This window comes from Curtobacterium sp. PhB137 (assembly GCF_003814955.1).
In the GTDB taxonomy this organism is placed as follows: Bacteria; Actinomycetota; Actinomycetes; order Actinomycetales; family Microbacteriaceae; genus Curtobacterium.
In genome coordinates, this window is the sequence record NZ_RKQO01000004.1 from 442,367 (window position 1) to 456,341 (window position 13,975).

The following is a 13,975-nucleotide window of genomic DNA, read 5'->3' on the forward strand; positions in this document are numbered from 1 at the left end:
GACGGTGTTCAACGCCGCCCGAGCACGACCAGCGTCACGTCGTGGGCTGCGCCGGCCGGCACCAGGGCGCGGACCCGTTCGACGACCGCGGCACCGGTCGGCTCGGCAGCGACCAGGGCGGCCAGGTCGTCGAGGTGGCTGATCCCGTCGAGCGCCAGGACGCCCTCGGTGCACACCACGAGCCGGTCGCCCGCCGCCAGGTCGAGCATGGCGGGGGACCGCGGCACGGACTCCGGCTGCAGGCCGAGCGGCAGGTCGAGCGAGTGCAGCGCTCGGCTGGTGCCGTCGGCGCGGACGAGCACGGCGAGGCCGTGGCCGGCGTCCCCGAAGACGACGTGCCCCGACGTCGGGTCGAGCCGCAGGTGGAAGAGCGAGCCGACGGCGTCCGCAGCGGACAGGTCGGCCGTGATCTGGGCCTCCAGGCCGCCGATCGCGTCCTGCATGGCGGTCTCGGTACGCGCGACGACGGCACCGCGGACCGCGGAGGCCAGCAGGCCGGACGCGCGTCCGGCCGCCGCGACGCTGCCCATGGTGACGTGCAGCGCACCGTCGGTGGCGAGTCGCCAGTCGGCGACGTCCCCACCGCCGTCCTCGGTCCGGAGCACCAGGGTGTCGAGGTCGTGTCCGGGGACCTCGACGGGTCCGGGGACCAGGCCCTCGAGCACGCGGGTCACCCGATCGCGGTCGATCGCGTGGCCGAGTTCGCGCTCCGCCCACCGTGCGAGGTCACGCAGCAGGTCGAGGTCGGCCGCCGACAGCTCGCGCGGGGTCGCGTCCATGATGCAGAGCGTGCCGACACGGGTGCCGTCGAGCATCGACAACGGTGCTCCGGCGTAGAACCGGATGCCCTGCTCGGTGACCGCTGCCAGGTCGCGGAACCGGGGGTCCAGCAGCGCGTCCGGCACCACCATCGGCTCGTTCGTGAGCACCGTCGTCGAGCAGAAGACCTGCTCCGCCGGGGCGCTCCCGCCCTGCCGCCAGCCCTGCGTCGACTGCGCCGTCACGACGTTGCCGTGCACCAGGTTCAGGAACGTCAGCGGGACCCCGAACGCCTCTTGGGTCATGCGGGTGATGCGGTCGAACCGCTCCTCCGGGCCACTGCCGAGGACACCGAGTGCCTCGACGACGGCGGTCCGGTGCGCGGCGGGGTCCAGCTGGGTCATGCGCCCTGTCTACCCGCACCCTCCGTCATGAACCAGTCCCGCGGGTGCTGGTCGGCCGTCAACTCGCGTCGCTCGGACACCGGAGCGGCCCACGCCGCCGCGTTCGACAGCACGCGCTGGATGTCCGGGTGGTGGTAGACGGGGTACTCCTGGTCGCCGGGGGAGAAGTAGAAGACCTTCCCCAGACCGCGACGGTAGGCGACCCCGGACCGGAAGACCTCGCCGCCGGCGAAGGTCGACAGGAACACCTCTTCGTCGGGGCGCGGGATGTCGAAGTACTCGCCGTACATCTCCTGGCGCTCGATCACGATCGGGTGCGGGACCCCGGCGGCGATCGGGTGCTCCGGCGCGATGGTCCAGACGAGTTCGCGCTCGCCGTCGTTGCGCCACTTCAGCGAGCAGGTGGTGCCCATCAGGCGCTTGAACGGCTTCGAGTAGTGCCCGGAGTGCAGCACCACCAGGCCCATGCCGGCGTGCACGGCGTCGACGACCAGGTCGACCACGGCGTCGCTGACCTCGTCGTGGGCGGCGTGGCCCCACCAGAACAGGACGTCGGTCGTGGCCAGGCGCTCGGCGGTGATGCCGTGGTCGGGCTCCTGCAGCGTGGCGGTGCTCACGGTGGCGTCGGGGTGGTGCTCGCGGAGCGCTGCCGCGATCACGGTGTGCATGCCGTCGGGGTAGTGCCCGATGACCGTCGCGTCACCGCGGGTCTCGTGCACGTTCTCGTTCCAGACGACGATGTTCAGGGGACGGTTCTCGGTCGGCACTGACATGGCTCCAACGCTAGCCTCCCCGGGCGTCGAATCGATACGACCACCGGAGTGTCGGGGGTTTCCCGGGACACGTCCGCGACGATGTGGGCATGACTCCCCGCTCCCTGTTCCGTGCCGCCGCGGTCGCCGAACTCGTGACCTGGACCATGCTCATCGCCGGGATGGTGCTCAAGTACGGCCTGGACGCCGGCGACTGGGGCGTCCGGATCGGCGGCGGGGTGCACGGCTTCGTGTTCCTGGCGTACCTCGTCGTGACGACCGTCGTCGCGGTCAACCAGCGGTGGTCGTTCGGGGCACTCGTGCTCGGCTGGGCGAGTGCCGTCGTGCCGTACGCCACGGTGCCGTTTGAGGTCGCGGTCGCCCGACGCGGCATGCTCGAGGGCCCGTGGCGCCGCTCACCCGACGCGCGCTCGGGCTTCTGGGACCGTCTCCTGTTCTTCGTGGTGCGTCGCCCCGCGGTCGCGGTCGTCATCGGGGTCGTGGCGGTCGCTCTGGTCTTCGTGGTGCTGCTGGCGGCGGGCCCGCCCCGCGTGACTTCGTGAGCAGAAATGGTCGGGTTCGTGATGCGGACCCGACCATTTCTGCTCACGATGCGCGGCCCTGGTCGCGACCACGGACGGACGGGAGGCCCGGTGCCAGCTGGCACCGGGCCTCCCGTCCGTCAGGTGCGTGCGTCTAGAGCGCGGCGAGCGTCGCGTTCAACGTGGCGGACGGGCGCATGACCGCGCTCGTCTTGGCGTCATCCGGGCGGTAGTAGCCGCCGATGTCGGCCGGGTGGCCCTGCACGCCGTTCAGCTCCTCGACGATCTGCTGCTCCTGCGCGTCGAGCTTGCCCGCGATCTCGGCGAACGACGCTGCGAGCTCGGTGTCCGTCGTCTGCGCTGCGAGCTCTTCCGCCCAGTACTTGGCCAGGTAGAAGTGGCTGCCGCGGTTGTCGATCGAGCCGAGCTTGCGGCCCGGGGACTTGTCCTGCTCGAGGAAGGTCCCGGTGGCACGGTCGAGCGTCTCACCGAGGATCTTCGCCCGCTCGTTGCCCGTCACACCGGCGAGGTGCTCGAGGCTGACCGCCAGGGCGAGGAACTCGCCGAGGCTGTCCCAGCGCAGGTAGTTCTGCTGCACGAGCTGCTGGACGTGCTTCGGGGCGGAGCCGCCGGCACCGGTCTCGAACAGGCCGCCGCCACCGAGCAGCGGGACGACGGAGAGCATCTTCGCCGAGGTGCCGAGCTCCATGATCGGGAACAGGTCGGTCAGGTAGTCGCGCAGGACGTTGCCCGTGACGGAGATGGTGTCCTCGCCGCGGCGGATGCGCTCGAGCGAGAAACGCATGGCGTCCTCCGGCGAGAGGATCTCGATCTGCAGGCCCTCGGTGTCGAGCTCGCCCAGGTACTGGCGGACCAGACCGATCAGGTTCGCGTCGTGCGCCCGGGTCTCGTCGAGCCAGAACACGGCCGGGGTCTCCGAGGCGCGGGCACGGGTGACGGCGAGCTTGACCCAGTCGCGGATGGCGATGTCCTTGGTCTGGCAGGCGCGCCAGATGTCACCGGGCTCGACGTCGTGCTCGATGACGACGTCACCGGCGGCGTTCGTCACGCGGACGGCGCCGGCGCCCGGGACCTCGAAGGTCTTGTCGTGCGAGCCGTACTCCTCGGCCTTCAGCGCCATGAGCCCGACGTTGGGCACGGAGCCCATCGTCGCCGGGTCGAAGGCACCGTTGACGCGGCAGTCGTCGATCACGGTCTGGTAGATGCCGGCGTAGCTCGAGTCCGGGATCACGGCGAGGGTGTCGTGCTCGTCGCCGTCCGGACCCCACATGTGGCCGGAGGTGCGGATCATCGCGGGCATCGAGGCGTCCACGATGACGTCGCTCGGGACGTGCAGGTTCGTGATCCCCTTGTCCGAGTCGACCATCGCCAGCTCGGGGCCCGCGGCGATGCCGTCGGTGAAGGCCTGCTTGATCTCCGCGCCGTTCGGCAGGGCGTCGAGCCCCGCGAGGATCGAACCGAGGCCGTCGTTCGGGGTGAGTCCGGCGGCGGCCAGGTCGGCACCGAAGCGCTCGAACACCGACGGGAAGAACGCCTTGATGACGTGGCCGAAGATGATCGGGTCGGAGACCTTCATCATCGTCGCCTTGAGGTGCACGGAGAACAGGATGTCCTCGGCGGCGGCGCGCTGGATCTGGTCCTGCAGGAACGCCTCGAGCGCGGCGACGTGCAGCACGGTGCCGTCGACGACCTCGCCCTGCACGACGGGGATCGACTGCTTGAGGACCTGGGTCTCGCCGCCCTCGGCGACGAACGTGATCGTCAGGACGTCGTCGGCGGGGGCGATCCAGGACTTCTCGTTCGAGCGGAAGTCGTCGACGCCCATCGTGACGACGTTCGTCTTCGAGTCGCCGCTCCACGCACCCATGCGGTGCGGGTGCTTCCGGGCGTAGTTCTTGACGGACAGGGGAGCGCGGCGGTCGGAGTTGCCCTCGCGCAGCACGGGGTTGACGGCGCTGCCCTGGACGCGGCCGTAGCGGGCGCGGGCGTCGCGCTGCTCGTCCGTCGTGGGCTCGTCCGGGTAGTCCGGCAGGTCGTATCCCTGCGACTGCAGTTCCTTGATCGCGACCTTGAGCTGCGGGATCGACGCCGAGATGTTCGGCAGCTTGATGATGTTCGCTTCGGGGGTCTTCGCGAGCTCGCCGAGCTCGGCCAGGGCATCGTCCACGCGCTGCTCGTCGGTGAGCCGCTCCGGGAACTGGGCGATGATCCGGCCGGCGAGCGAGATGTCGCGGGTCTCGACGTCGACACCAGCGGTGCCGGCGAAGGCCTGGATGACCGGGAGGAAGGAGTGGGTGGCGAGGAACGGCGCCTCGTCCGTGAGGGTGTAGATGATCTTGGCCATGCTGGCGGGTACTCCCTTGTTCGACCGTCGGTACGTCCACGCTACTCGTGGTGCGGGATGTCTCGACATCAAGATACATGGTCCGGCCTGCGTCCGGCAGGTACTCGGCAGACGTCCTGGAGGCGCACTGTCGGCTCATAGGAACGCTCGGTGGACTGGTCTTCCGCAGTTCCAGAGCCGCAGGAGGGCGATCATGGCGACGACACGAGCGACACCGGAGGACTTCGGGTGGACCGCGGAGGACCTCCGCTCGGCCTACGCCTCGGACGGCAGCGGCCCGTACCGGTACGCGCCGGACGGCAGCGGGCCGTTCTCGTACGACGTCGACGGTTCCGGACCGTGGCTCGTCGGGCCGGAGCCCCGCCGCGGACTGGCCCGTTTCGCCCCGCGTGACCGCGGTGGACGCTCCCGACTCCGCCGCATCGGCACAGCGGTGAGCGCCGGGGCGCTGGCGCTCGTGCTCGCCGTCGGCAGCGTCGCGGTCGTCGCCCACACGGTCCCGCCACACCCGTCCGTGCAGGCGGGCGTCCTCCACAGCCCGGACACCGACGGGACCTGATCGCCCGGACGGCCCCCACCGCACCGCACCGTGCCGGTTCCTTCGTTCGGTGCGAGGATGACCGCCGCGTGCGCGCCTACTGCGCCGCACCGCGCGGCCAACCGCGCACGGGATGACGACGCACGCACCGTGCGGACAGGAGGCACGCGGCCACGCCGCCACGAGCCTCCCGTCCGTCCGGCGGTCGCGCCCACCGCACCGTGCCGGTTCCGCCGTTCGGTGCGAGGATGACCGCCGCGTGCGCGCCTACTGCGCCGCACCGCGCGGCCAACCGCGCACGGGATGACGACGCACGCACGGTGGTGCCACGCTGGACCGGTGACCGAACTCCTCGTCGTGGGCGTCATCGCCCTGATCGCCATCGCCGGTGCCGCCGTGCTCGGGCCCCGCATCGGGGTCGCGGCACCGCTCGTGCTCGTCGTCGTCGGGATCATCGCGAGCCTGCTGCCGTTCATCCCGGACGCGGAGATCGAGCCCGAGTGGATCCTCGCCGGAGTCCTGCCGCCGCTGTTGTACTCGTCGGCGGTGTCGATGCCGTCGATGAACTTCCGGCGCGAGTTCGGTGCCATCAGTGGGCTGTCGGTGCTGCTCGTCGTCGCGAGCAGCCTCGTGCTCGGGCTCTTCTTCGCCTGGGTGGTCCCGGGCCTCGGCTTCTGGTGGGGGATCGCCCTCGGTGCGATCGTGAGTCCCACCGACGCCGTCGCGACGTCGATCGTCAAGCAGACCTCGGTGTCGCGCCGGGCGATCTCGATCCTCGACGGTGAATCGCTCCTCAACGACGCCACCGCACTGGTGCTCCTGCGGACGGCCATCGTGGCCGCTGCCGCGTCGTTCTCGTTCTGGGGAGCGCTCGGCGACTTCGCGGGCGCCGTGGCCATCGCGGTGGTCATCGGCTGGTTCGTCGGCTGGCTGAACGTGTTCGTGCGCTCCCGGGTGCCGAGCGCAGCGGTGAACACGGCGCTGTCCTTCGCGGTGCCGTTCGTCGCCGCGGTACCGACCGAGCACTTCGGCGGGTCAGGACTCGTCGCCGCTGTCGTCGCGGGGCTGTTCACCGGCATCGTCGGACCGCGCAAGCTCCCGCCGGGGCACCGACTGTCCGACGCGCAGAACTGGCAGACCATCGAGCTCGTGCTCGAGGGCGCGGTGTTCCTGACGATGGGGCTCGAACTCGCGACGATCCTCCGCGACGTGCAGGAGGACCACTCCGGCATCGGCCCGGCGCTGCTCATCGCCGTCGGCGCCCTCGTGCTCACCGTGCTCGTCCGGACCGCGTACGTCGTGCCGCTCCTGTTCGCGCTGTCGGCGGCCGCCAAGCGCGGTGAGCGGATGCAGGACCGCTTCGCCGAGATGCACGCCGGCGACCGCGACGCGATGAGCGAGGTGATCCGCGAGCACCGACCGGGCAACCGGGCGCCGTCGGAGCGCGAACTCGACCGGTTCACGACACGCGTCCGGCGAACCCTGGCGGACATCGCGTACTACACGACGGCACCGCTGGGCTGGCGCGAGGGCACGGCGGTGGTCTGGGCGGGCATGCGCGGCGCGGTGACCGTCGCGGCGGCGCAGACCCTGCCGACGGACACTCCGGAACGGTCGCTCCTGGTGTTCGTCGCGTTCGCGGTGGCCCTGCTCTCGCTCGTCGTGCAGGGCAGCACGATCGGCCCGCTGCTCCGTCGGATCGCCGCACCGGTGCCGGACACCGCCGCGAAGGACACCGAGGAACGCGGGCGGTTGCTGGAACTCATGCGGACCGCGGCGGAGCAGGTCCCCGGTACCAGCGAAGCCGGCCCCCGGACGCGCGAGGAACTGGAGGCAGCCGATCCGGCGGAACTCCGCGCGTGGATGGGCCGCGAGAAGGCACGGCGGCTCGCCGTGCTCGAGGCACAACGCGCCGCGATCCTCGACGCCCGCGACGACGGTTCCTTCGACGCCGAGGTGCTCGAGTCGATGCTGCAGAACCTCGACGCCGAGCAGATCGCCCTCGAGCTCCGTGGAGCACCTGCCCGCTGACGGCAGTCCCGTGCCCGCTGACGGCAGTCCCGCCGGTCAGGTGCCGATCGAGACGCGGAACACCCGGACGCCGGCCGCCCGGAGTGCTGCGAGCCCGAGCCGCATCCGCATGCTGCGGAACGGCCGCTCGAACCCCGACGGCGCCGATGCGGCGTCGATCTGGTGGAGCACTTCGGACGTCAAGGTGCGCTCGACCTTCGGCGCCAACCGTGTCAGTCCCGAGACCGTCACCACGATCCGGACGGCGTGCGGCACGAGCAGCGGATCGATGAGCTCGGCTGCTGCCTGCGCACGGTGGAACGCGGGGTCGTCACCGGGGCGCCGGATCGCGATGACCGCGAGTTCGGCGTCCCAGGTCTCCTCGGGGTCCGGCAGGTCGTCGACCCCGATGACCCGCATGCGTGCGGCGTCGATGCCCGCGCGCACCGCGGCGGCGCGGAGCACGGGCAGGAGTTCCTGGGTGCCGGCGAGCACGACGTCGGCGGTGCCGAGGTCGACCTGCGCGGGCCGCTCTCTCGGCGATCGGGCCATGGTGCGGGTCCTTCCGTCGCTTTCCCACGACGCTACCGATGTCGGACGGTCGGGGGACGTCGGGGCCCGCGGTGATCAGGTGCCTCCCAGCCCCGCGGTAACGAAAAGATCACGGTGGGGCCTGTACAAAGCGACAGAGTCGTGCAGAATGGTGGGCGGCCATGACGACTGCACCCGAACTCGACCAGCACCCGGAGACCCCGGTGGTGCACCTGTCCCGTCGCGCTGCCCTCGAGGCCGAGCGCGCCGCAGCCCGGAAGCCCCAGCGCCGAGCGGACAAGCCGGAGAAGCCCGCCAAGGTCGCGAAGCCCGTCGGCCGCCGCGCCACCGCAGCCCGCGCGACGACCGAGCACGTCGACACCCGCATCACGCGCGTGGTCCGCCGACCCGCTGCCACCGTGACGAGCGTCACGAAGGCCCCACGGGCCTCCCGGTCCGGTCGTGCCGGACGGATCACCCTGACCAGCGCGGCTGCGGCGATCGCGATGTTCGCCGCCTCGGCGATGCCCGCCCACGCCAGCGCCGGCACCTCGATGGCGACCTCGACCATCGCGCCGATCGTGCGCACCCAGGACTACGCGGTCACCCAGGCGGTCACCGCGACCGGGCTCGACCGCGACGGGTTCACCGTCGGCGGCGGTACGACGCGCCGGATCGTCACCACCGGCGGCACGGCCGACACGAGTGGCATCGCGGGCGAAGCCGTCTCGTACGGCGGCGCGGTCCGCTCCCCGTTCCCCGGCCCGGTGCAGATGAGCTCGGGCTTCGGCTACCGCTCGGCACCGTGCGGCGCGTGCTCCTCGCTGCACCAGGGCCTCGACTTCACGCCCGGCATGGGCACGGCCATCGGTGCCGTCGCCGCGGGCACCGTCCGGATCTCGGGCACGTACTTCTCGTACGGCAACGCCGTGATCATCGACCACGAGATCGACGGCCGCCAGGTGTCGACGCTCTACGGGCACATGATCCCGGGGTCGTCGCCGCTCAAGGTCGGCGACCAGGTCGAGGCCGGCGAGTTCATCGGACTCGTCGGTTCCTCCGGCGTCTCGACCGGTGCGCACCTGCACCTCGAGGTCCTGATGGACGGCGTGACCCCGATCGACCCCGAGGCGTGGCTCGAAGCCCGCATCGGCCGCTCACTGACGACGTAGCCCCCGACACCACCCACCCCGGACGCACAGCAGACGTCGAGCGCTGGTGGGGTGACGTCACAGCTGCCCTGTGCAGACTCACAGGCATGGACGATCACCACAGACCGCCCGCCCGTCGTCGATCCGAGGAAGCTGCCCGCTGATGGGCGCCGACACCTGGATCGCCTTCGGGCTCGTCATCCTCTTCGTGCTCGTCGGCGGGGTCTTCGCCGCCGCCGAGATCGCACTCGTCTCGCTCCGTGAGTCGCAGCTGCAGCAACTCGAACGCCGGGGCTCCCGTGGCTTGCGGGTCGCCGAACTCGGGCGTGACCCGAACCGGTTCCTCGCGGCCGTACAGATCGGTGTGACCGTCGCCGGGTTCTTCTCCGCCGCGTACGGCGCCTCGTCGATCGCGCCCGACGTCGCACCCGTGTTCACCGGGCTCGGACTCGGCCAGGGAGCCGCCGAGACGGTCGCCCTCGTGTTGATGACCCTCGTCATCGCCTACCTGTCGCTCGTGTTCGGTGAACTGGTGCCGAAGCGACTCGCCCTGCAGCGCGCCGAGGGCTTCTCGATGCTCGTCGCACCGACCCTCGACCGCTTCGCGACCCTGATGCGCCCGGTGATCTGGGTGCTGTCGGCCTCGACGAACCTGGTCGTCCGCGCACTCGGTGGCGACCCGAACGCCCGCAGTGAGTCGATGAGCACCGAGGAGCTCCGCGGCCTCGTCGACGAGCACACCGGCGTCGACGAGCAGGGCCGCCGGATCGCCCGGAGTGCGCTGGACGCCGGTGACCGGATCCTGCGCGAGTCGATGCGCCCCTGGTACGACGTGTCCACGATCGACGCCGCGCTGACCATCGCCGAGGCCACCGACCACGCGATCGAGGTCGGGCACACCCGGTACCTCGTGACCTCCGGCGGACGCGACGAGGTCGACGGCTTCGTGCACCTCCGCGACCTGCTCCGTCCGAGCGACCCGTCCGCACCGGTGTCGACCCTGGTACGCCCGGTGCTCGCGCTGCCGGAGACGAAGTCGCTGTCGAGCGCGATCGCGGACATGCGGACCGACGGGCACCAGATCGCCCTGGTGGTGGACGAGTACGGCGGCAGTGCGGGCATGGTCACGCTCGAGGCGCTGCTCGAGGACCTCGTCGGCCGCATTCGCGACGAGTACGACGAACCCACGGCCGAGCACGACGGCGTGGACGGGTCCACGGTGCTCGAGGACCTCGTCGCCGACGGCGGTCCGGCGCTGCCCGACGGTGACTACGAGACCGTCGGCGGCCTCGTCCAGGTCCACCTGGACCGCGTGCCGGAGGTCGGCGACGTCGTCGCCGCCGGCGGACACCGCCTCGAGGTGACCGCCATGGACGGTCACCGCGTGGCGCGCGTCCGGATCACGGCCGACGTCACGCTCTGAACTCCGCGCAGCTGACCTGGAGGGCCGTGGCGGCGCCGCCACGGGCCTCCCGTCCGCCCGGCGGGTACCGCCAGTGCCTGCCGGACGGACAGCGCCGCCACGTACGCTCTCCCCATGGGTATCGACGTGCGCAACGAGATCCGCGACTTCCTGTCCTCCCGGCGAGCGCGGCTCACCCCCGAGCAGGTCGGCATGCCGTCGTTCGGCGGCGGGGTCCGACGCGTCCCCGGGCTGCGACGGCACGAGGTCGCGATGCTCGCCGGCGTGAGCGTCGACTACTACACACGGCTCGAGCGTGGATCGCTCAAGGGGGTCTCGGACAGCGTGCTCGAGGGCCTCGCGAGCGCCCTGCAGCTCGACGAGGACGAGCGCGTCCACCTGTGGGACCTCACCCGACTGGCGAACTCCGGCGTCAAGACGATGCACCGCACCGTCCCCACGCGGGTCCGCCCCGGCGTCCAGCGCCTGCTCGACGCCATCACCGGCGCGCCTGCCTGGGTGCGGAACGAACGCGGTGACGTCGTCGCGACGAACGAGCTCGGTCGCGCGCTGTACTCGCCGATGTTCGCCGGCCCGGGGCGTCCCGTGAACACCGCACGCTTCACGTTCCTCGACCCCGCTGCCCGAGACTTCTTCCCGGACTGGGCGCAGACCGCGAAGGACGCCGTCGCCGTGCTCCGGGCGGCTGCGGTGTCGAACCCGTGCGAGCCCGGACTCATCACCCTGGTCGGGGAGCTCTCCACCCGCAGCGAGGAGTTCCGCGGCTGGTGGGCCGCGCACGACGTCCGGCTGCAGCGCGCCGGCGGGAAGCGCATCGACCACCCGATCGTCGGCGAGCTCCGGTTGTCGTACGAGGCGCTCGACCTGGTCGCCGACCCCGGCCTGACCCTGTTCACGTACTCGGCCGAGCCGGGCAGCGAGTCCGAGCGGTCACTGGCCCTGCTCGGCACCTGGGCCGCGACGGAACGGGCCGAGCAGTACGCGGCCCTGCGCGCGGCGGAGTCCGAGTCCGAGTCGGTCGACTGAACCGCTGGTCGGCCCAGCGCACGGTTCGTAGGCTGGGGCCGTGACCAGGACGACGGACGGATCAGCGGGGGACGCCGACTACGCCCGCATCGGCCAGGACTACCGGCAGTACCGGCGCCCCGAACCGACGTTCGCCCGGGCGATCGCGAAGGCCCTAGGCGACGCCCGCACCGTCCTCAACGTGGGTGCCGGTGCCGGATCCTACGAGCCGACCGATCGCGACGTCACGGCTGTCGAACCCTCGGCGTCGATGCGTGCCCAACGACCGGACACCCTGTCGATGGCGATCGACGCCACCGCCGAGGACCTGCCCTTCGACGACGACACGTTCGACGCCGCGATGACGACGTTCTCGGTGCACCAGTGGGGCGACCTCGAGCGCGGGCTGGCCGAGCTGCGCCGGGTGACCCGGGGTCCGGTCGTGATCCTGACGTGCGACCCGGCCCGCGTCGAGGACTTCTGGCTCGCCGAGTACGCACCAGAGGTGATGGCGACCGAGGCCCGGCGCTACCCGGCGCTCGACCGCATCGCCGCCGCGCTAGGCGACGACACCGTCACGAACACCCCGCTGCCGATCCCGTTCACGTGCGTCGACGGCTTCTCCGAGGCGTACTACGCCCGCCCGGAGCGCCTGCTCGACCCCGGCGCCCGGAAGGCGAACTCGGCGTGGAGCTTCGTCGACGAGCTCACCGCCCGGCGATCGGTGGCCGCCCTCCGTACCGCGCTCGACTCCGGCGAGTGGGACCGGCGGCACGGGGCGCTGCGGATCCAGCCGACCTACGAGGGCGCCCTCGTCCTGGTGACGGCCGTCCCCGCGCTTGACACGTCGACGTAGGCTGGTCGCGTGAGCTTCCAGGAGGTGGTCGGCGCCCGTAACGCCGGCATCAGGGCGTGAGGCCCCCGGTCGTGCCCGCAGGCACGGCCGCCCTCGTCGAACCCTGACCTCCTTCCGCCCGGTGCGGTGTGCGTCCGCACGCCCCGGGCCCGCTCGAAAGCGATGCACCATGCTCCCCATCACGGAGAAGACCCTCCGCACGTCCTTCGTCAACGCCTCCCGCAAGGAGACGACCGACATCACGCTGCCCGCCGACTTCGAGACGATCGGCTGGGACGCCCTCGACTTCCTGGGCTGGCGCGACCCGAAGATCGGTCGGCGTGCGTACGCCGTCGTGCCGACACTCGAGGGAACGCTCGTCGGCATCGTGTTCCGGCAGGCCGAGGCCTCGTCGCGCTCGCGCGCCCAGTGCTCGTGGTGCCAGGACGTCAAGCTGCCGAACGACGTCGTGTTCTACAGCGCGAAGCGGTCCGGCAAGGCGGGGCGGAACGGCGACACCGTCGGCACGCTCGTCTGCCAGGACTTCCAGTGCTCGCGGAACGTCCGGAAGCTGCCGCCGCCCGCGTACGAGGGCTACGACGTCGAGGCCGCGCGCCTGCGGCGCATCGAGGACCTGCAGCTGCGCGCAGCGTCCTTCGCCACGGAGGTCTGAGCCGCCGAGGTCTGAGCCGCCGGCGTCTCGCGTCCGCAACGCGACGGACGGCGGACGGGAGGCGCGGGGCGGGGCCGCCACGGGCCTCCCGTCCGGCAGACGCGACCGTTTCAGGGCCGCGGGTCGCGTTGCGGGGGAAACCGCCCGGTAACGCGGGTGAAACGGTCGTTCCGTAGCCTCGCCACATGGACCTCGGCGACCTCGACGACGCGACCGCCCCCGACGCCGCCGCGGTGATCCGGCGATGGGCCGACGTGCCCGCGTGGGTCGACGCCCTGGTGGCCGCGCGCCCCTTCGGCTCGGTGCCGGCGCTGATCGACCGGGCACGTGCCGAGTCGGCGTCGTGGGGTGGGCCGGAACTCGACCACGCCCTCGCGCAGCACCCGCGGATCGGGGAGCGGACGACCGATGCCTCGTCCGCCCGCGAACAGTCGTCGATGCGCACCGCCGGCGACGAGGTGGCCGGCCGGATCGCCGACGGCAACGTCGCGTACGAGCAACGGTTCGGGCGGGTGTTCCTGGTGCGGGCCGCCGGTCGGACCCCCGAGGAGCTGCTGGCCGAGCTCGACCGGCGCCTCGCGGGCGACCCGGCGGTCGAGACGCGCGAGGCCGCCGCTGCCCTGGCCGACATCGCCCTGCACCGCATCCGTGCGACCTTCGCCGTGCCGCACCTGACCACGCACGTGCTCGACGCCACCACCGGCACCCCGGCGGTCGGCGTCGGCCTGACGCTCAGCACCGTGGACGGTGACGTCGTCGCGACCGGCTCGACCGATACCGACGGCCGTGCGGCACTCGGCCCCGACGTGCTCGCGCGCACCGACCACGTGCTGCGCTTCGACACCGGCCCGTACTTCGCCGCCGCCGGGGTGCCGACCTTCCACCCGTTCGTGACCGTGGCGTTCCGCGTCACGGGAACCGAGCACCTGCACGTCCCGCTGCTGCTGAGCCCCTTCGCCTACAGCACCTACCGAGGGAGTTGACCGC

The 13,975-nt window shown here is 71.8% G+C and carries 13 protein-coding genes; 9 read left to right on the forward strand and 4 right to left on the reverse strand.

What is annotated here, in order from left to right; genetic code table 11:
* Positions 1-8 precede the first annotated feature (8 nt).
* Entirely contained in the window at positions 9-1,163 is a 1,155-nt protein-coding gene (locus EDF28_RS02435; RefSeq protein WP_123937049.1) for a PP2C family protein-serine/threonine phosphatase, read from the reverse strand.
* Positions 1,160-1,936, reverse strand: a complete 777-nt coding sequence (locus EDF28_RS02440) for a ThuA domain-containing protein (RefSeq protein WP_260154481.1) — start codon at positions 1,934-1,936, stop codon at positions 1,160-1,162. The genes EDF28_RS02435 and EDF28_RS02440 overlap by 4 nt, the downstream gene beginning before the upstream one ends.
* Before the next feature lie 89 nt (positions 1,937-2,025).
* Between EDF28_RS02440 and EDF28_RS02445 the strand changes: the two genes are divergently transcribed.
* Positions 2,026-2,478 carry a DUF3817 domain-containing protein gene (locus EDF28_RS02445; protein WP_123937050.1) on the forward strand — a complete coding sequence of 151 codons (453 nt, stop codon included), beginning with the start codon at positions 2,026-2,028 and terminating at the stop codon, positions 2,476-2,478.
* A gap of 133 nt (positions 2,479-2,611) precedes the next feature.
* Here EDF28_RS02445 and EDF28_RS02450 read toward each other — a convergent pair whose 3' ends face one another.
* Positions 2,612-4,822, reverse strand: coding sequence for an NADP-dependent isocitrate dehydrogenase (locus tag EDF28_RS02450; RefSeq protein ID WP_123937051.1), 2,211 nt, complete (start codon positions 4,820-4,822; stop codon positions 2,612-2,614).
* Between the two features lie 193 nt (positions 4,823-5,015).
* Between EDF28_RS02450 and EDF28_RS02455 the strand changes: the two genes are divergently transcribed.
* Together EDF28_RS02455 and EDF28_RS02460 are read left to right on the forward strand one after the other, a co-directional pair.
* Positions 5,016-5,381, forward strand: coding sequence for a hypothetical protein (locus tag EDF28_RS02455; protein ID WP_123937052.1), 366 nt, complete (start codon positions 5,016-5,018; stop codon positions 5,379-5,381).
* A gap of 318 nt (positions 5,382-5,699) precedes the next feature.
* The gene (locus EDF28_RS02460) at positions 5,700-7,391 is read left to right on the forward strand and encodes a sodium:proton antiporter (protein ID WP_123937053.1); all 1,692 of its coding nucleotides are present in this window, start codon (positions 5,700-5,702) and stop codon (positions 7,389-7,391) included.
* A 36-nt stretch (positions 7,392-7,427) separates the two neighbouring features.
* Here the strand turns inward: EDF28_RS02460 and EDF28_RS02465 are convergent, their stop codons facing one another.
* On the reverse strand, positions 7,428-7,922 hold the full coding sequence (locus tag EDF28_RS02465; protein WP_111083592.1) for a hypothetical protein: 495 nt from the start codon (positions 7,920-7,922) through the stop codon (positions 7,428-7,430).
* 161 nt (positions 7,923-8,083) lie between these two features.
* On the opposite strand from EDF28_RS02465, the gene EDF28_RS02470 reads away from it, so the two are divergent.
* From EDF28_RS02470 to uraD, 6 genes are all read left to right on the forward strand, one after another.
* Positions 8,084-9,073: a M23 family metallopeptidase gene (locus EDF28_RS02470; RefSeq protein ID WP_123937054.1), complete on the forward strand. Its 990-nt coding sequence runs from the start codon at positions 8,084-8,086 to the stop codon at positions 9,071-9,073.
* 142 nt (positions 9,074-9,215) lie between these two features.
* The gene (locus EDF28_RS02475; protein WP_123339379.1) at positions 9,216-10,475 is read left to right on the forward strand and encodes a hemolysin family protein; all 1,260 of its coding nucleotides are present in this window, start codon (positions 9,216-9,218) and stop codon (positions 10,473-10,475) included.
* A gap of 114 nt (positions 10,476-10,589) precedes the next feature.
* A complete protein-coding gene (locus tag EDF28_RS02480; protein ID WP_123293003.1) occupies positions 10,590-11,501 on the forward strand; it encodes a helix-turn-helix transcriptional regulator in 912 nt (303 codons plus the stop codon).
* Positions 11,502-11,541: 40 nt separating this feature from the next.
* A complete protein-coding gene (locus EDF28_RS02485; RefSeq protein ID WP_123937055.1) occupies positions 11,542-12,336 on the forward strand; it encodes a class I SAM-dependent methyltransferase in 795 nt (264 codons plus the stop codon).
* Positions 12,337-12,505: 169 nt separating this feature from the next.
* Positions 12,506-12,988, forward strand: a complete 483-nt coding sequence (locus EDF28_RS02490; protein WP_123937056.1) for an FBP domain-containing protein — start codon at positions 12,506-12,508, stop codon at positions 12,986-12,988.
* A 185-nt stretch (positions 12,989-13,173) separates the two neighbouring features.
* Entirely contained in the window at positions 13,174-13,971 is a 798-nt protein-coding gene (gene uraD / locus EDF28_RS19660; protein ID WP_123937057.1) for a 2-oxo-4-hydroxy-4-carboxy-5-ureidoimidazoline decarboxylase, read from the forward strand.
* Positions 13,972-13,975: the final 4 nt, after the last annotated feature.